Annotated in this window: 11 protein-coding genes; all 11 read left to right on the top strand. The window is 60.3% G+C overall.

What is annotated here, in order from left to right; translation table 11 throughout:
- Nucleotides 1-58 precede the first annotated feature (58 nt).
- Entirely contained in the window at nucleotides 59-634 is a 576-nt protein-coding gene (locus HCK86_RS07435; protein ID WP_176083816.1) for a TetR/AcrR family transcriptional regulator, read from the top strand.
- Nucleotides 631-1,599 carry an HlyD family efflux transporter periplasmic adaptor subunit gene (locus tag HCK86_RS07430; protein ID WP_176083815.1) on the top strand — a complete coding sequence of 323 codons (969 nt, stop codon included), beginning with the start codon at nucleotides 631-633 and terminating at the stop codon, nucleotides 1,597-1,599. The genes HCK86_RS07435 and HCK86_RS07430 overlap by 4 nt, the downstream gene beginning before the upstream one ends.
- Entirely contained in the window at nucleotides 1,596-2,534 is a 939-nt protein-coding gene (locus HCK86_RS07425) for an ABC transporter ATP-binding protein (RefSeq protein WP_176083814.1), read from the top strand. The genes HCK86_RS07430 and HCK86_RS07425 overlap by 4 nt, the downstream gene beginning before the upstream one ends.
- Nucleotides 2,524-3,669: an ABC transporter permease gene (locus HCK86_RS07420; protein ID WP_176083813.1), complete on the top strand. Its 1,146-nt coding sequence runs from the start codon at nucleotides 2,524-2,526 to the stop codon at nucleotides 3,667-3,669. Before HCK86_RS07425 ends, HCK86_RS07420 begins: the two co-directional genes overlap by 11 nt.
- Before the next feature lie 175 nt (nucleotides 3,670-3,844).
- Entirely contained in the window at nucleotides 3,845-7,174 is a 3,330-nt protein-coding gene (locus HCK86_RS07415; protein ID WP_176083812.1) for a transglutaminase family protein, read from the top strand.
- On the top strand, nucleotides 7,174-9,603 hold the full coding sequence (locus HCK86_RS07410; protein ID WP_176083811.1) for a circularly permuted type 2 ATP-grasp protein: 2,430 nt from the start codon (nucleotides 7,174-7,176) through the stop codon (nucleotides 9,601-9,603). The genes HCK86_RS07415 and HCK86_RS07410 overlap by 1 nt, the downstream gene beginning before the upstream one ends.
- A 12-nt stretch (nucleotides 9,604-9,615) precedes the next feature.
- On the top strand, nucleotides 9,616-10,503 hold the full coding sequence (locus HCK86_RS07405; RefSeq protein ID WP_176083810.1) for a transglutaminase family protein: 888 nt from the start codon (nucleotides 9,616-9,618) through the stop codon (nucleotides 10,501-10,503).
- Nucleotides 10,504-10,720: 217 nt separating this feature from the next.
- Nucleotides 10,721-13,180, top strand: a complete 2,460-nt coding sequence (locus tag HCK86_RS07400; RefSeq protein ID WP_176083809.1) for a glycogen/starch/alpha-glucan phosphorylase — start codon at nucleotides 10,721-10,723, stop codon at nucleotides 13,178-13,180.
- Nucleotides 13,180-15,393: a 1,4-alpha-glucan branching protein GlgB gene (glgB, locus tag HCK86_RS07395; RefSeq protein ID WP_176083808.1), complete on the top strand. Its 2,214-nt coding sequence runs from the start codon at nucleotides 13,180-13,182 to the stop codon at nucleotides 15,391-15,393. The genes HCK86_RS07400 and glgB overlap by 1 nt, the downstream gene beginning before the upstream one ends.
- A 16-nt stretch (nucleotides 15,394-15,409) precedes the next feature.
- On the top strand, nucleotides 15,410-16,672 hold the full coding sequence (gene glgC / locus HCK86_RS07390) for a glucose-1-phosphate adenylyltransferase (protein WP_176083807.1): 1,263 nt from the start codon (nucleotides 15,410-15,412) through the stop codon (nucleotides 16,670-16,672).
- Nucleotides 16,673-16,676: 4 nt separating this feature from the next.
- On the top strand, nucleotides 16,677-18,119 hold the full coding sequence (gene glgA / locus HCK86_RS07385; protein WP_176083806.1) for a glycogen synthase GlgA: 1,443 nt from the start codon (nucleotides 16,677-16,679) through the stop codon (nucleotides 18,117-18,119).

Here is an 18,119-nt window from a genome sequence, read left to right as displayed (position 1 = left end):
CACGGTGACCACGACGGAGCGGAAACGGCAGGCGATACCACCGGAGGAGCGGCGACGCATGATTCTGGAAGCAGCGCTGACGGTCTTTGCCGAAAAGGGCTTCGCCAGCGCGCGGATCGAAGACATTGCGCGGGCGGCCGGGCTCGGCAAGGGGACAATCTATCTCTATTTCTCCGACAAGCAGGCGCTGTTCATGGGACTGGTGGCCGAGCTGATGACGCCGTTGATCACCAATGGCGAGCAGTTGCTGGCCCATGAGGAATTCACCGCGCGGGACATCCTCGCCTCGGTCTACCAGACCTTCTCCGTCGAAGTTCTGGCCACGCGCAAGGCCGACCTCCTCCGCCTCGTCATCACCGAAATGGGCAACTTTCCCGAACTCGCGGCCTATTATCACAATAACCTTATCCGCCCGGGACTTGATCTGCTCGGTGTCCTTCTCGAGCGGGCAAAGGCGCGCGGTGAGCTGCGCTCCACCATCGTGATGCGCGCGCCGCAGGTGATCTTCGCTCCGCTGGTGATGACCGTGGTCTGGAACACGCTGTTCCAGCGGTTCGGCCGCTTCGACAGCGAGGCAGCCTTCCAGTTCTTCCTCGATTCCCTGTTTCACCCCGCTGAAGGAGCGGAGCAATGAAGCGTTTCATCGCGATCGTCGCTGTGCTTGTCGCTGGCCTTTCGGCAGCACTCTATTTCTTCGCCCCCAAGACCGAACAAGGCTGGCTCGGCTATGTGGAGGCCGACATGCTCTATATCGGCGCGCCATCGACAGCGCGGCTGACATCACTGAGTGTTACCGAGGGGGACGAAGCGCAGGCGGGACAGGTGCTGTTCACGCTTGAAAGCACCTCAGAACAGGCCGCTGTTGACACGGCAGAGGCCACGCTTGCGCGCCAGCAGGCCGCTCTCTCACTGGCAAAAGCCCCGCAGTACCGCCCGGAAGAGCTGCAACAGCTTCAGGCTGCCAAGGCGGAAGCGGAAGCCGCCCTGACCTATGCCAAACAGGCGCTTGAGCGCGCCCGCGCGCTTTACCAGCAGCAGACCGGCACCAAGGCCAATCTCGACAACGCCGTCAGCGCCTTCGAACAGGCAAAGGCGGCGCTCGACAAGATCAATGCCCAGATTGCGCTTGGCAAGTTGCCGCAGCGTGACGAAAATATCGCCGAAGCCGAGCAGGCCGTGTCTGCAGCCAGATCCGATCTTGCCGCTGCCAAAGCCGTCGTTGCGCTGAAAACCATTTCAGCGCCCGCTGCCGGCAGCGTGCAGGAAACCTATTACCGCACCGGAGAGGTTGCTCCGGCTGGCCGGCCGATCGTGGCGCTTCTGCCGCCCGGCAATATCAATATCGAATTCTTTGTCCCTGAAGGCGACATCGCCAGCCTGAAGGTCGGGGACAAGGTGGCGCTATCCTGCGACGGCTGCAACGGCGAAATGGCGACTGTCAGCTTCATGGCCCGGTCGGCCGAATATACGCCGCCGGAAATCTTTTCCCGCGAGGAACGCGCCAAAATGGTCTATCGGCTGAAGGCGAAGCCGGATAATCCGCGATCGCTGCCCGTTGGCCTTCCCGTCAGCGTTTCGAAAGCCGGAATGAAGCCATGAGCGATGCGGGCGAGAATGTCATCGAGGTCCATGAGCTTTCGAAAAGCTTCGGCGGCAAGACCGTGGTCGACAGGCTGTCCATGGCGGTGAAAAAAGGCACGATCCACGGCTTTCTCGGACCCAATGGCTCCGGCAAGACCACCACGATCCGCATGTTGTGCGGCTTGCTGACACCTGATTCCGGCACCGGCACCTGCCTTGGTCTCGATATTACCAGGGATGGCGAGCGTATCCGCCGGCGGGTCGGCTATATGACCCAGCGCTTCTCGCTCTATCAGGATCTGACGATCCGCGAGAACCTCGAATTCGTCGCCCGCATTCATGGCCTGAAGGATCCGAAGAAGCGCGCCTCTCAGGCGATTGAAAAGCTCGGCCTCGGCGGCCGTGAAAAACAGCTCGCCGGCAATCTTTCCGGCGGCTGGAAGCAGCGCCTTGCCCTTGGCGCCTGCACGCTGCCCGATCCCGATCTCTTGCTGCTGGACGAACCGACCGCGGGCGTCGATCCCAAGGCCCGTCGCGAATTCTGGGCCGAGATCCACGCACTTGCCGCAGACGGCCTCTCCGTGCTCGTCTCGACCCACTATATGGACGAGGCGGAGCGCTGCCATGAGATTGCCTATCTCGCCTATGGCAAGCTGGTGGTCTCCGGCTCGGTGGATGATGTGGTCGCCGCCTCGGGCCTGCAGGCCTGGATGATCTCGGGGCCGAACGTGCATCAGCTGCAGGGCGAGCTCGAGCGTCTCGACGGCATCGACCTGGTCGCGCCCTTCGGCGCCTCGCTGCATGTCTGCGGCCATGATGCCGCTCTTCTGGAGCAGTCGCTTGCACCCTATGCGGCGCGCAGCGATATCCGCTGTGTCTCGGGCGAAGCGACGCTGGAAGACGCCTTCATCTACCTCATGAACGCCTCGAAGGACAATTTCGATGATGGCTGAACGGGGATCCTTTGCCGCATCCTTCAACCGGTTCCGGGCGATGACCATCAAGGAATTCATCCAGATGACCCGCGACCGGCTGACGCTCGGCATGATGGTGATGCTGCCGATCATGCAATTGCTGCTGTTCGGCTTTGCCATCAACACCACACCGCATCACCTGCCAACCGCGATGATGATGTCGGAGAGCACCGACACTTCGCGCGCCATCATCGCTGCGCTGGAGAATACGGATTTCTTCGATATCACCGAAACCGTGACCCGTCCTGCGGACATGGACAGGCTGCTGGAATCCGGCAAGGTTCTGTTCGTCGTGGAAATTCCGCCCAATTTCGAGCGTGACATGCGCCGCGGCCTGTCACCGGCGCTGCTGGTGGCAGCCGACGCCACCGACCCGGTGGCCTCCTCCTCGGCGCTCGGCGCGCTTTCGGGCATCATTTCGACCTCGGTGGCGGGACTGCGCCATGTCCGCATCGAGGCGGCGACCGATCCGCCCTATCAGATCATCCAGCATCGCCGCTACAACCCGGCAGGAAAATCGACGCTCAACATCATTCCCGGCCTGCTTGGCACCATCCTCACCATGACGCTGGTGGTCTTCACAGCCCTTGCGGTGACCCGCGAGACCGAGCGCGGCACGATGGAAAATCTGCTCGCCATGCCGATCACCCCGCTGGAGATCATGCTCGGCAAGATCACACCTTACGTGCTGATCGGGCTGATGCAGGCGCTTCTGATTATCACTTTCGGCCTGTTCATCTTCCGCGTACCGGTGCTGGGCGACCCCTGGTCTCTGGTCGGGCTGACGCTTCTGTTCGTGATCACCAATCTTTCGATCGGCTACACCTTCTCCACTATAGCTGCCAATCAGCTTCAGGCCGTGCAGATGTCGGTGATGTATTTCATGCCGAGCATCCTTCTGTCCGGTTTCATGTTCCCCTTCGACGGCATGCCGAAATGGGCGCAATATCTCGGCGAATGCCTGCCGCTGACCCATTATCTCCGGATCGTGCGCGCAATCATGCTGAAAGGTGCCGATATCACCCTGCTCGGCTATGATTCTCTGGTTCTCGGCGCCATTGCCGTGATCGCCATCATCATTGCCGTGACCCGTTTCCATACGACGCTCGACTGAGGCCGATTATCCGCCGGCGCAACGGCCAGCCGGACCAGGGGTGCGGCGGCGGAGACACGGATACGCTGCAAGCGCGATCTGCGTTCAAATGGCGCTTGCTTTATTGACAGGCTTTGCCCAAACTTTCTCCGATAAGAATGAGGGGAAGAGGCCGGAATGGCCGGACAGGATAATAATGTCAATTAAAGCAGCAATTTATCATCTGACTCATTACAAGTACGACAAGCCCGTTATTCTCGGGCCGCAGATCATAAGACTAAAGCCCGCTTCCCATTCCAAGACCAAAGTCATCTCCCATTCGCTGAAGGTCACGCCGTCCAACCACTTCGTGAACCTGCAGCAGGACCCCTATGGCAACTATCTTGCCCGCTTTGTCTTTCCCGAGCCGGTACGCGAACTGAAGATCGAGGTCGACCTGGTTGCCGACATGACGGTCTATAATCCGTTCGACTTCTTCGTCGAGGAACAGGCGACCAAATATCCTTTCGAATATGACGAGGGCATCGCCGAAGATCTTTCGATCTACATCAAGCCCGAGCCGATGGGCCCGCGCCTCGCCGCCTATATGAAAAAGCTCGACCTGACGCCCGGCCAGACAACCGTCGATCTGATTGTTGGCATCAATGCCGGACTTCAGCATGACGTCAACTACATCATCCGCATGGAGCCGGGCGTGCAGACGCCTGAGGAAACGCTGGAACGCGCCTCCGGCTCGTGTCGCGATTCCGCCTGGCTGCTGGTGCAGATCCTGCGCAATATGGGGCTCGCCGCCCGGTTCGTCTCCGGCTACCTCATCCAGCTGGAACCGGATCTGAAGGCGCTTGACGGCCCCTCGGGCACGGATCACGACTTCACCGACCTGCATGCCTGGGCCGAAGTCTACCTGCCGGGTGCCGGCTGGATCGGCCTTGATGCAACCTCCGGCCTTCTGACCGGCGAGAGCCATATTCCGCTGGCCGCCACGCCGCATTTCCGCAATGCCGCGCCGATCTCCGGCGGCCTTTATGGCGACGCCGAAACGACGTTCGACTTCGACATGAAAGTGTCGCGCGTGGCCGAACATCCGCGTATCACCAAACCCTTTTCGGATGAAAGCTGGGAGGCGCTGAACGCGCTTGGCGAAAAGGTCGACACGATCCTTGAAGATACGGACATGCGGCTCACCATGGGCGGCGAGCCGACCTTCGTCTCGATCGATGATTTTCAGGCCGACGAATGGAATACCGGCGCCGTCGGCCCGATGAAGCGTGGTCTTGCCGACACGCTGATCAGGCGGCTGCGCGAGCGCTTCGCGCCCGGCGGCTTCCTGCATTACGGTCAGGGCAAGTGGTATCCCGGCGAAAGCCTGCCGCGCTGGACCTTCTCGCTCTACTGGCGCAAGGATGGCCTGCCGATCTGGAACAAGCCGGAACTGATTGCCGAGGAAAAGAAGGAAACCGGTATCGACGAGAATGATGCCGGCCGCCTGCTGCAGGCGATTGCCACCGAGCTCGACATCGCACCCGAAATGGTTGCTCCCGCCTTCGAGGATCCGGCAGAATGGATCATGCGCGAAGGCTCTCTGCCGGAAAATGTCGATCCGTCCAACTCCAAGCTCAAAAATGCCGAGGACCGCGCCCGCATTGCCCGCGTCTTCGAGCGCGGACTGACACGGCCGACCGGCTATGTCCTGCCGGTGCAGGCCTGGCAGGGCCGTGCCTCCGGGCTCACCTGGGTGTCGGAGAAGTGGACGACGCGGCGCGGCCGCATCTTCCTCATTCCCGGCGACAGTCCGGTCGGCTTCCGCCTGCCACTCGATTCGCTTGCCTATATTCCGGCCGCCCAATATCCCTTCATCAACCCGCTCGACCCATCGGTGAAACGCGATCCGCTTCCCGATTTCCGCCACGATGAGGGACGCCCGCTGCCGCAGGCAAGCTTCAAGCCCTTCGAGGATACGCCGACCTCCGCCAATCCGGTTGCCGGACAGTCGATCGGCGGCTTTGTGCGCACGGCGATATCGGTTGAACCGCGCGACGGGCGGCTCTGCGTCTTCATGCCGCCGACGGTGACGCTGGAAGAATATCTTGATCTGATTGCCTCGGCCGAGCGCGCCGCCGAAAAACTCGGACTGCCAGTGCATATCGAAGGCTATGCGCCGCCGCAGGACGAGCGCATCAACGTGATCCGCGTTGCCCCCGATCCGGGTGTCATCGAGGTCAATATCCATCCGGCGTCCAGCTGGAAGGATATCGTCAGCACCACAACCGCGCTTTATGAAGAAGCCAGGCAATCCCGGCTTGGCGCCGACAAGTTCATGATCGACGGTCGCCACACCGGTACCGGCGGCGGCAATCACGTCGTCGTCGGCGGCGCCAATCCGGGCGACAGCCCGTTCCTGCGCCGGCCCGACCTTCTGAAAAGTGTCGTGCTGCACTGGCAGCGTCACCCTTCGCTTTCCTATCTGTTTTCCAGCCTGTTCATCGGCCCGACCAGCCAGGCACCGCGTATCGACGAGGCCCGGCACGATTCGCTTTATGAGCTGGAAATTGCACTGTCGCAGATCCCGCATCCGCAATCGGGCTATCTGCCGCCGCTGCCCTGGCTCGTCGACCGGCTGTTCCGCAACCTGCTGATCGATGTTTCGGGCAATACCCACCGGGCGGAAATCTGCATCGACAAGCTGTTTTCGCCGGACAGCTCGACCGGGCGTCTCGGCCTTGTCGAGTTCCGTGGATTCGAAATGCCGCCAAATGCGCGCATGAACCTCGCCCAGCAGCTTCTGGTACGCGCCCTTCTGGTACGCTTCTGGAAGAACCCGCTGGATGGCAAGTTCACCCGCTGGGGCACAGCGCTTGCCGACCGCTTCATGCTGCCGCATTACATCTGGACCGACTTCATGGATGTGCTGGGGGATCTGAAGCTCAACGGCATCGAGATGCGGCCGGAATGGTTCGAAGCCCAGCTTCAGTTCCGCTTCCCCTTCTTCGGTGAGGTCGAATATGAGGGCAATCGCCTCGAACTGCGCCAGGCCCTTGAGCCATGGCATGTCATGGGCGAGCAGGGAGCGCCGGGCGGAACAGTGCGTTACGTCGATTCTTCCGTGGAACGATTGCAGGTGCTGCTGGAAAGCAGCGCTCCGGACCGCTATATTGTGACCTGCAACGGGCGGCAGGTTCCGCTGAAGCCAACCGGAAAATCCGGTGTTTCAGTGGCGGGTGTCCGTTTCAAGGCCTGGCAACCGGCCTCGGGCCTGCATCCGGTCCTGCCGGTCAACTCGCCCCTGACGTTTGATATTTACGACACATGGTCGGCTCGTTCGATAGGCGGGTGCATATACCATGTTGCACATCCCGGCGGGCGGAACTATGAGACCTTCCCCGTCAACAGCAACGAGGCAGAAGCGCGGCGACTGGCGCGGTTCGAGGCTTCGGGCCATACTGGCGGCTGGCACACGATCTATCGTGAGGCCCCCTCGCCGGAATTCCCGACGACCCTCGATCTCAGGCGTCCCGCAGGACTTTAATGGCAGAAGCACAGGCAGCCAGAGCGGCTGAAATTGACGAGAAGGCAACCGAGCCGGACGCCTCCTCCGATTTGAATGCTGCGGACTACAGGTCCCTTCCCGGTGTCCCCGATGAAATGGTGGACGCGGAAGGCAACATGCGCCCTGTCTGGAAGCCATTTCTTGACGCGCTTCAGGCCATGTCCGGCGACGAGCTTGCCGAGCGCTTTGCCCGCGCCGATCGCTATCTGCGCGATGCCGGCGTGTTCTACCGTGCCTATGACGGACAGGAGGGCCCGCGTGCCTGGCCCTTCTCGCATATCCCGGTTCTGATCGATGCAGGCGAATGGGAAATGCTTTCGGAGGGGCTGAAACAGCGCGCCGATCTGCTTGAGGCGATGATGGCGGATTTTTACGGCGAAAACCGGCTGGTTCAGGAAGGTTTTCTGCCGCCGTCGCTGATCGCTGCAAACAGTGAATTCCTGCGCCCGCTCGTCGGCATTCAGCCCGCTGGCGGGCATTTCCTGCATTTCATGTCGTTTGAGATCGGCCGTGGACCGGATGGTCACTGGTGGGTGCTGGCCGATCGCGCCCAGGCGCCCTCGGGTGCCGGTTTCGCACTGGAAAACCGTGTCGCCACGGCACGTGCATTCTCCGATATTTACGGCGATCTTCATGTCCACCGCGTTGCCTCCTTCTTTGGCGCGTTTCGCGATGCGCTTCAGGCCGAAAACAACGATGGCGAAGGCCGGATTGCCGTTCTGACGCCGGGTCCGGCCAATGAGACCTATTATGAGCACGCTTATCTTGCCCGCTATCTCGGTATCTCGCTTCTCGAAGGCGAGGATCTAATCGTCTCCAATGACCGCGTCATGGTCCGCACCGTTGCCGGCCCGAGACCTGTCAATGTGCTGTGGCGGCGTCTTGACGCGTCCTACACCGATCCGCTGGAACTGAACCAGAATTCGCGCATCGGCACGCCCGGCATGGTTCAGGCGATCCGCGCCGGCAATCTCACCATGGTCAATGCACTCGGTTCGGGCATCGTCGAGACCCGCGCCCTGCTCGCTTTCCTGCCGGCGATTTCCCGGCGGCTGCTCGGGGAGGAGCTCAAGGTACCCTCCGTCGCCACATGGTGGTGTGGCGGTGGCGCGGAACGCGACCATGTGGCGCAGAACCTGCAGAATATGGTGATCGGACCGGCCTATTCGCGCATGCCCTTCTTCGATGATTACGGCCAGTCCTTCACCGGCACGAAACTGGCCGACCGCAGGCCCGGCTCGGTCGAGCGCTGGCTGGAAAAGCGCGGCCCCTTCCTCGTCGGCCAGGAAGCCGTGAAGCTTTCGACCGCACCTGCCTTCGTCGACGGCAAGCTGACGCCACGCCCCTTCTCGCTGCGTGTCTTTGCCGCCCGCACCAAGAATGGCTGGCACATCATGCCCGGCGGCTTTGCCCGGATCGGCTCCAGCGCCGATGTCGCAGCCCTCGCCATGCAGACCGGCGGCCGCGCAGCCGATGTTTGGATCGTCAGCCAGACCCCGGTGGCACGGCCGAGCCTTTTGACGCATGAATCGCGTGTGCCGCGCAACCGCCCGTCAAACCTGCCGAGCAGGGCCGCTGACAACCTGTTCTGGCTTGGCCGCTACATCGAGCGCGCCGAAGGATCCTTGCGCATCCTGCGCGCCTGGCACAGCCGCTTCGCCGAAATCGCCGATCGCGAGCAGCCGCTTCTGGCTGAAGTCGAAGACTATCTCGAGACGCTCGGTATCGACCTTTCGGAAACGGCCCTGCCCCAGGCGCTTCTGCGCGACATCGACAGCGCCGTCTATTCCGCCGGCAATATCCGCGACCGGTTCTCGCCCGATGGCTGGCTGGCGCTGCGCGATCTTGCCAAGACCACGCGCCGCTTCGTTGACATCATCAAGCCCGGTGACGATGCCGCCCATGCGACGACCGTGCTGTTGCGCAAGCTCGCAGGCTTTGCCGGCCTGGTGCATGAAAACATGTATCGCTCCACCGGCTGGCGTTTCCTGTCGATTGGCCGCTATCTTGAACGCGGCCTTCACATGACCCGGCTGCTTGCCCGCCTTTCCGGGGAAGACGCGCCCGACGGGGCCTTCGACATGCTGCTGGAAATTGGCGACAACGTCATGACCCATCGCCGCCATTACAATGTTGATACCGACCGGGTTACGGTCACCGACCTTCTGGCGCTTGATCCGCAAAATCCGCGTTCGATCCTGTTCCAGCTCAATGAGCTTCTGGGTGAGGTCGAGCAATTGCCGAGCCAGGCATCGCAACTGCAGATGTCACCGCTGCATCGCGAGACCATGCGGCTGCAATCCGGCTTGGCGGTGATGACGGCCGACACGCTGACACCGGAGTTTCTTCAGGCGCTGGAGCTGGATCTGGAAGCGCTTTCCGACTGTCTGGCCCAGACCTATCTTTGAGGACGGGAATTCATGCTCTACGACCTGTCACTGAAGATGGAATATACATATGACACGCCAGCCTCGCTGGCGCGTCACATCACGCGCGTCATGCCGCTTTCCGGCACGAAGCACCAGCGGCTGATCGCCGGCAGCGTGAATTTCGATCCCCGGCCCGACGAAGAGCACGGCTTTGTCGATTTCTTCGGCCACCCTGCAATCTCCACCCTTGTTGCGCCGCCGCATGAAAGCTTCACCATCATGATGAAGGCGCGCGTTGCGGTGGAACCACCGAGCCCGATCGTCGAATATGCGCCGCCGCGCGCCGTGCTCAGGGAGGAATATGGCCGCGCACTTTCCTTGAGCGCGGATTCGCCGCACCACTTCCTCTCCCCCAGCCCGCGTATCCCTTTTGACCGGCAGATCGTTGCCTATGGACATCAGGTCCTGAGCGAACGGGACATGACCGTGTTCCACATCGCCCGGGAAATATGCAGCCTGATCCACCGCGATTTCAAATATGATCCGGAAGCAACGACGGTCGACAGCTCGCCCGCAGAAGCCTTCATGCTGAAGGGCGGCGTCTGCCAGGATTTCTCGCATGTGATGATCTGCGCCCTGCGCGGTCTCGGCATTCCGGCGGGCTATGTGTCCGGCTATCTCAGAACCATCCCGCCGCCCGGAAAGCCCCGGCTTGAAGGGGCGGACGCCATGCATGCCTGGGTCAGGGTCTGGTGCGGCGAGCGGCTGGGATGGATCGAATTCGACCCGACCAACGACATTACGGTCAGCAGCGATCATATCGTTGTCGGCTATGGCCGCGATTATTCCGATGTCGCGCCGGTGGTCGGCGTGCTCAAGACCTATGGCGAACACCAGGCCACCCAGGCCGTTGACGTCGTGCCTGTAGCGGCGGAATAGGCCATAAAGCCGCGACTTACATACAAGTCGGACTGCATGCAAAACTGTTCTTGTCTTCCAATCGTCAAAATTAATTTGTCTTGTTGCACGCGGCTTTATTGCAACTGCGTCACATCAGTGCATAAACTGTGCCTCATAAGACGCGCATGACAGGTGGCTCAGTCCTAACCGGCTGATCATTCTTTACTTTATCGCTATTCATTGACGGATCCCTACAATGAGCCAAGTGACAAATCCCGACCTGCCGCTTCCCACGCCACGCTCCTTTGATTCCAAGAAGCTCGCGGCGGATATTCTCGAAAAGCTAACCTATACTGTCGGCAAGGACACGATCGTTGCCGAGCCCCATGACTGGCTCCGCGCCATCAGCCTGACCGTGCGCGACCGCATCGTCGACAAGTGGATGGAATCCACCCGGCAGGCCTATGACACCGGCGCCAAGCGCGTTTACTACCTCTCGCTCGAATTCCTGATCGGCCGCCTTCTGCGTGACGCGATCTCCAATATGGAGATGGTCGAGCAGATCAATGAAGCGCTCGAGCATCTGAATGTCTCGCTGGTCGAAATTGCCAAGCTGGAACCTGATGCCGCGCTCGGCAATGGCGGCCTCGGCCGTCTGGCGGCCTGCTTCATGGAAAGCCTCGCCACGGTCGATGTACCCGCTTACGGCTATGGCATTCGCTATGTTAACGGCCTTTTCCGACAGGAAATCGCCGATGGCTGGCAGGTCGAACTGCCGGAAACCTGGCTTGCACATCGCAACCCCTGGGAATTCCACCGCCGCGAAGCCGCCTATGAAATCAATTTCGGCGGCACGGTTCAGATCATCGAGAATGGTGGCGACGAACCGAAATATGTCTGGAAGCCTGCCGAGCGCATGCTGGCTGAAGCCTATGACACGCCGGTCGTCGGCTGGCGCGCCAAGCGCATCAACACGCTGCGCCTCTGGTCAGCCAAGGCGATCGACCCGATCCTGCTCGACAAGTTCAATGCCGGTGATCATATCGGCGCATTGCAGGAGAGCACCAAGGCGGAAACCCTGACGCGCGTCCTCTATCCGGCAGACGCCAATCCCGCCGGACAGGAACTGCGCCTGCGCCAGGAATATTTCTTCTCGTCCGCTTCGTTGCAGGACGTGCTGCGCCGCCACATCGAGCAGTTCAAGGATATCATGCTGCTGCCGGAAAAGGTGGCGATCCATCTGAACGACACCCATCCCTCGATTGCCGTCGTTGAGATGATGCGGCTTCTGATCGACAAATATGACGTCGAATTTGACACGGCCTGGGATCTGACGACCAAGACCTTCGCCTACACCAACCACACGCTCCTGCCGGAAGCGCTGGAAAGCTGGCCGGTTCCGCTGTTCGAACGGCTGTTCCCGCGCCTGATGCAGCTCGTCTATGCCATCAACGCCAAGATACTGCTCAAGGCCCGCAAAGAGAGCAGCGCTGCCGATGACGCGATCCGCTCGATCTCACTGATCGATGAGGGTGGTGAGCGCCGCGTGCGCATGGGCAATCTCGCCTTTCTCGGCTCGCATTCGGTCAATGGCGTTTCAGCGCTGCATACCGATCTGATGAAGGAAACGGTGTTCTACAATCTGCATCGCCTTTACCCGGACCGGATCAACAACAAGACCAATGGCATCACCCCGCGGCGCTGGCTGAACGAGTGCAATCCGAAGCTCACCGCCCTTATCCGTGATGCGATCGGTGACGGGTTCCTGGATGACCTGGAACGGCTGCAGGACCTCAACAATCTTGCGGAGGATTCGAGTTTCCAGGAGAAATTCGCCGCCATCAAACGTGAAAACAAGGTGGTTCTGGCCGGCGAAATCGGCAGACGGCTTGGTACGCGGATCGACCCCTCTGCGATGTTCGATATCCAGATCAAGCGCATCCACGAATATAAGCGCCAGCTGCTGAACATCATCGAGGCTGTCGCGCTTTATGATCAGATCCGCTCCCATCCGGAAATGGACTGGGTTCCGCGGGTCAAGCTCTTCGCCGGCAAGGCCGCGCCGAGCTATCACAATGCCAAGCTGATCATCAAGCTGGCCAATGATGTCGCCCGCGTGATCAACAATGATCCATCGGTGCGTGGCCTGCTGAAGGTCGTCTTCATTCCGAACTACAACGTCTCCACTGCCGAGGTGATGATCCCGGCGGCTGACCTTTCGGAACAGATTTCGACCGCCGGCATGGAGGCATCCGGCACCGGCAACATGAAATTCGCCCTGAACGGCGCGCTGACGATCGGCACGCTGGACGGCGCGAATGTCGAGATGCGTGACTGGATCGGCGCCGAAAACATCGTCATCTTCGGCATGACCGCGGCGGAAGTCGACAAGGTCAGGGCCGAGGGGCATAACCCGCGCGAGATCATCGAAGGTTCGCGCGAACTATCCCAGGCGCTGAACGCGATCGCCTCAGGGGTTTTCTCGCATGATGATCCAGATCGTTACAAGGACCTGATCGGCGGTCTATATGATCACGACTGGTTCATGGTCGCAGCCGATTTTGATGCCTATGCGGCAGCCCAGCGCGAGGTGGACGCGATCTGGACGGATAAGGCGGCCTGGAACACCAAGGCCATACGCAACACCGCCCGCATGGGCTGGTTCTCGTCGGATCGTACGATCCGGGAATATGCACGGGAGATCTGGAGAGCTTGATGAAAAAGCCGGAATCAAAAGGTCCGGACAAGGAGCGGGGCGACACCCCGTCGCGGGAGGACATCGACAGAATTCTTGATGCCACACATTGGGACCCCTTCGCAGTCCTTGGCATCCAGCAGACAGCAGGCGGCGGCCACGTCGCGCGCTGTTTCATTCCCGGTGCGGAAAAAGTCGAGGCGTTCAGCCTCGACGGCACCCCGCTTGGGAGCCTGAAATGTCTCGATCCGGCCGGCTTCTTTGCCGGTCCTGTCTCCCTCAACAGCTTTGTCCCGGTTCGCTACCGCGCCACACGTGCGGATGTCGAATGGACTGTCACCGACCCCTACAGCTTCTGGCCGGTTCTCGGTCCGATGGACGATTATTTCGTTCGTGAAGGCTCGCATCTGAGGCTGTTCGACAAGCTCGGCGCCCGCCCCATGGTGCATCAGGGTGTCGCCGGCTATCACTTCGCCGTCTGGGCCCCCAACGCCAAACGCGTTTCCGTCGTCGGCGATTTCAACAACTGGGACGGCCGGCGTCACATGATGCGGCTCAGGCGGGATTCCGGTGTTTGGGAAACCTTCGCACCCGATGTCATGGATGGCTCGGCCTATAAGTTCGAGATCATCGGCCCTAACGGCAATGTGCAGCCCCTGAAGGCTGATCCCTTCGCAAGACGCAGTGAATTGCGGCCGAAGACCGCGTCGATCACGGCGCCGGAACTGAAGCAGAAATGGGATGATGCCGCACACCGCAAACATTGGGGCACGACCGACAAGCGTCGGCAGCCCATGGCGATCTACGAGGTGCATCCGGGTTCCTGGCAGCGCGGCGACGACGGCTCGTTCCTCACCTGGGACGAGCTGGGCGACCGGCTGATCCCCTATTGTGCCGACATGGGCTTCACCCATATCGAATTCCTGCCCGTTTCCGAATATCCCTATGACCCCTCCTGGGGTTATCAGACCACCGGGCTCTATGCGCCGACAGCGCGCTTCGGCGAACCCGAAGGCCTTGCCCGCTTTGTCAACGGCTGCCACAAGGTGGGCATCGGCGTCATCCTTGACTGGGTGCCCGCGCATTTTCCGACCGATGAACACGGGTTGCGGCAGTTCGACGGCACGGCTCTTTACGAGCATGCAGACCCGCGCCAGGGCTACCATCCGGACTGGCACACGGCCATCTATAATTTCGGCCGTACGGAGGTCGCCTCCTTCCTGCTCAACAACGCGCTTTACTGGGGCGAAATATTCCACGTCGACGGATTGCGCGTCGATGCGGTGGCCTCGATGCTCTATCTCGACTATTCGCGAAAGCATGGCGAATGGGTGCCGAATGAATATGGCGGCAATGAAAATCTCGGCGCCGTGCGTTTCCTGCAGGAAACCAACAAGGCGGTATACGGGCAACACCCGGAGATGATGACGATCGCCGAGGAATCGACTGCTTGGCCCAAGGTCTCACAGCCCGTGCATGAAGGCGGTCTCGGTTTCGGCTTCAAGTGGAATATGGGGTTCATGCATGACACCCTGTCCTATCTGGCGCGCGAACCGATCCATCGTCGTCACCATCACACCGAAATCACCTTTGGCCTTCTCTATGCCTTTACCGAAAACTTCGTGCTGCCGCTTTCGCATGACGAAGTGGTGCATGGAAAGGGCTCGCTGATTGCCAAGATGGCTGGCGATGACTGGCAGAAATTCGCCAATCTGCGGGCCTATTACGCTTTCATGTGGGGCTATCCGGGCAAGAAGCTGCTGTTCATGGGGCAGGAATTTGCCCAATGGAGCGAATGGAGCGAAGCGCGTTCGCTCGACTGGAACCTGCTGCAATATCCGATGCATGAAGGTGTCAGGCGGCTGGTGCGTGACCTCAACTTCACCTACCGGGCCAAACCGGCACTGCATGCCCGCGACTGTGAGCCGGAAGGCTTTGAATGGCTGATCGTTGATGATCACGAGAATTCCGTCTTCGCCTGGCAGCGCAAAGCACCCGGCGAAAAGCCGGTCATCGTGATCTGCAATTTCACGCCGGTGGTGCGTGATTTCTACAATGTTCCGCTCCCCAAGGCAGGTTTCTGGCGTGAGATTCTCAATACCGATGCAGAAATCTACGGCGGCAGCGGCAAGGGCAATGGCGGGCGCGTCCGCGCTGATGTCAACGGTGATGGTGCCATTACCGCAAGTGTGACACTGCCGCCGCTAGCGACAATCATGCTTGAACCAGAATAAGATGCGGGAGGATGGAATGAACAACCGACATAGTCACCCACTGGCCCGTGACGCGATGGCCTACGTCCTCGCAGGCGGCCGCGGCAGCCGGCTGAAGGAACTGACCGATACGCGCGCCAAACCCGCCGTTTATTTCGGTGGCAAGGCACGGATCATCGATTTTGCGCTTTCGAATGCACTCAATTCCGGCATCCGCCGCATCGGCGTCGCGACCCAGTACAAGGCGCATTCGCTGATCCGTCACCTGCATCTCGGCTGGAACTTCTTCCGCCCCGAGCGCAATGAAAGCTTCGATGTCCTGCCAGCCTCGCAGCGCGTGTCCGAGACACAGTGGTATGAGGGCACGGCCGACGCCGTCTACCAGAACCTGGACATCATCGAATCCTACGGCCCCGAATATATGATCATTCTGGCCGGCGACCACGTCTACAAGATGGATTACGAGCTGATGCTGCGCCAGCATGTCGATGAGGGCGCGGACATCACCATCGGCTGCCTGGAAGTGCCGCGCGAAGAGGCCCGCGGCTTCGGCGTGATGCATGTCGACGAAAATGACCTGATCGTCGATTTCGTCGAGAAACCCGCCGATCCGCCCGGCATTCCCGGCAATGAAGACATGTCGCTTGCCTCGATGGGCATCTACGTCTTCAAGACCAGCTTCCTGGCGGAGTGCCTGCACCGCGATGCCGCCGATCCGACATCAAGCCGCGATTTCGGCAAGGATATCGTTCCCTATATCGTCAAGCACGGCAAGGCGATCGCCCACCGCTTTTCAAAATCCTGCGTGCGCTCCAGCCAGGAAAAACAGTCCTACTGGCGCGATGTCGGAACGGTGGATGCCTATTGGCAGGCCAATATCGATCTGACGGCGATCGTTCCGGAACTCGATATTTATGACAAATCCTGGCCGATCTGGACCTATTCGGAAATCACGCCACCAGCGAAATTCGTTCATGATGATGAGAACCGCCGCGGCTCGGCGATTTCTTCCGTTGTGTCCGGCGACTGCATCATTTCAGGTTCCCAGCTCTACAAGAGCCTGCTGTTCACCGGCGTCAGGGCCAATTCCTATTCCCGCCTTGAAGGCGCCGTCATCCTTCCGCACGTTCACATCGGGCGGCATGCCCGGCTCAAGAATGTGGTGATTGATCACGGCGTCCAGATTCCGGAAGGCCTGGTCGTCGGCGAGGATCCCGAACTCGACTCCAAGCGCTTCAGGCGGACGGATAACGGCATCTGCCTGATTACGCAGACGATGATCGACAAACTGGAAAAGTGAAGACATGAAGGTACTTTCCGTCGCCTCGGAGATCTATCCGCTTATCAAGACCGGCGGCCTTGCTGATGTGGTCGGTGCACTGCCTCTGGCATTGACCGGCTTTGGCGTTGAAACCCGAACCATCATTCCCGGTTATCCGGCCGTGATGAAGGCGATCGATGCGACGGAACCCTGCCTGGAAATCCCAAATCTTCTCGGAGAACCGGCAAAGATCTTTGCTGCCCACCATGCCGGCCTTGATCTTCTGGTGGTTGATGCACCTGCCTATTTCAGCCGCTTCGGCAATCCGTATAATTCCTCGAGCGGTGAAGGCTATTCCGACAACTGGCGCCGTTTTGCCGCTTTTTCCAAAGCGGCCGCCATGGTCGCGGAAGGTGTGCTTGGTGACTGGTCACCCGATGTCGTCCATGTGCATGACTGGCAGGCGGCGATGGTGCCGATCTATATGCGCTATTCCGACGTGCCGGAAAAACCGTCCGTCCTCACCATCCACAACATCGCGTTTCAGGGCCAGTTCGATGCGACGATCTTCCCCTATCTGCAATTGCCGGCGCATGCCATGGCGGTGGATGGGGTCGAATATTACGGTTCGGTCGGCTTCCTCAAGGGCGGACTGCAATCGGCCTGGGCTGTTACAACCGTCAGCCCGACCTATGCCGAGGAGATCCAGACGCCGCAATATGGCATGGGGCTCGAAGGCCTCATCTCCGTACGCTCGGATACGGTAAGCGGCATTGTCAACGGCATCGACACGGATGTATGGGACCCGGAGACCGACGATACGATCGTCAAGCCTTATAATGCCGCAAAGCTGCGCCAGCGCGTGAAGAACCGCGAGATCGTCGGCGAACGATTCGGGCTCGACAATGACGATGCACCGATATTCTGCGTCGTGTCGCGTCTGACCTGGCAGAAGGGCATGGATCTGCTGGCCGAAGCGATTGACGAACTGGTGGCACTCGGCGGCAAGCTTGCGGTGCTTGGTACCGGCGAACATCATCTGGAGCAAGCCTTTCTGGAGGCGGTGCGCCGTCATCCCGGACGGGTCGGCGTGATCATCGGCTATGACGAGAAACTGTCGCATATGCTGCAGGCTGGCGCGGATGCAATCGTCATCCCGTCACGTTTCGAGCCCTGCGGCCTGACACAGCTTTACGGCCTGCGCTATGGCTGCGTGCCGGTTGTCGCGCGCACCGGCGGTCTGGCTGATACAGTGATTGACGCCAATCCGGCAGCGCTTTCGGCCAATGTGGCAACGGGTGTCGTCTTCGCCCCGGTGGAAACGGGAACGCTGATCCGTGCGATTCGCAGAACAATCAGGCTCTATTCAGAAAAGAAGGTCTGGAGCCAGATCCAGAAACAGGGCATGAAGTCGGATGTCTCCTGGGATGCCAGTGCAGCACTCTATTTTGACCTTTATTCCCAACTCAAGCCTATGGCGACTTGA

This window comes from Martelella sp. HB161492 (assembly GCF_013184775.1).
Lineage (GTDB): Bacteria > Pseudomonadota > Alphaproteobacteria > Rhizobiales > Rhizobiaceae > Martelella.
The sequence above is the reverse complement of the archived record's forward strand: the minus strand, read 5'-3'. Positions and strand labels throughout refer to the sequence as shown.

Bases quoted from the DNA above. Each gene is read 5' to 3' on its own strand.
- HCK86_RS07435 (WP_176083816.1), top strand. From the start codon at position 59: ATGATTCTGGAAGCAGCGCTGACGGTCTTTGCCGAAAAGGGCTTCGCC.
- HCK86_RS07430 (WP_176083815.1), top strand. From the start codon at position 631: ATGAAGCGTTTCATCGCGATCGTCGCTGTGCTTGTCGCTGGCCTTTCG.
- HCK86_RS07425 (WP_176083814.1), top strand. From the start codon at position 1,596: ATGAGCGATGCGGGCGAGAATGTCATCGAGGTCCATGAGCTTTCGAAA.
- HCK86_RS07420 (WP_176083813.1), top strand. From the start codon at position 2,524: ATGATGGCTGAACGGGGATCCTTTGCCGCATCCTTCAACCGGTTCCGG.
- HCK86_RS07415 (WP_176083812.1), top strand. From the start codon at position 3,845: ATGTCAATTAAAGCAGCAATTTATCATCTGACTCATTACAAGTACGAC.
- HCK86_RS07410 (WP_176083811.1), top strand. From the start codon at position 7,174: ATGGCAGAAGCACAGGCAGCCAGAGCGGCTGAAATTGACGAGAAGGCA.
- HCK86_RS07405 (WP_176083810.1), top strand. From the start codon at position 9,616: ATGCTCTACGACCTGTCACTGAAGATGGAATATACATATGACACGCCA.
- HCK86_RS07400 (WP_176083809.1), top strand. From the start codon at position 10,721: ATGAGCCAAGTGACAAATCCCGACCTGCCGCTTCCCACGCCACGCTCC.
- glgB (WP_176083808.1), top strand. From the start codon at position 13,180: ATGAAAAAGCCGGAATCAAAAGGTCCGGACAAGGAGCGGGGCGACACC.
- glgC (WP_176083807.1), top strand. From the start codon at position 15,410: ATGAACAACCGACATAGTCACCCACTGGCCCGTGACGCGATGGCCTAC.
- glgA (WP_176083806.1), top strand. From the start codon at position 16,677: ATGAAGGTACTTTCCGTCGCCTCGGAGATCTATCCGCTTATCAAGACC.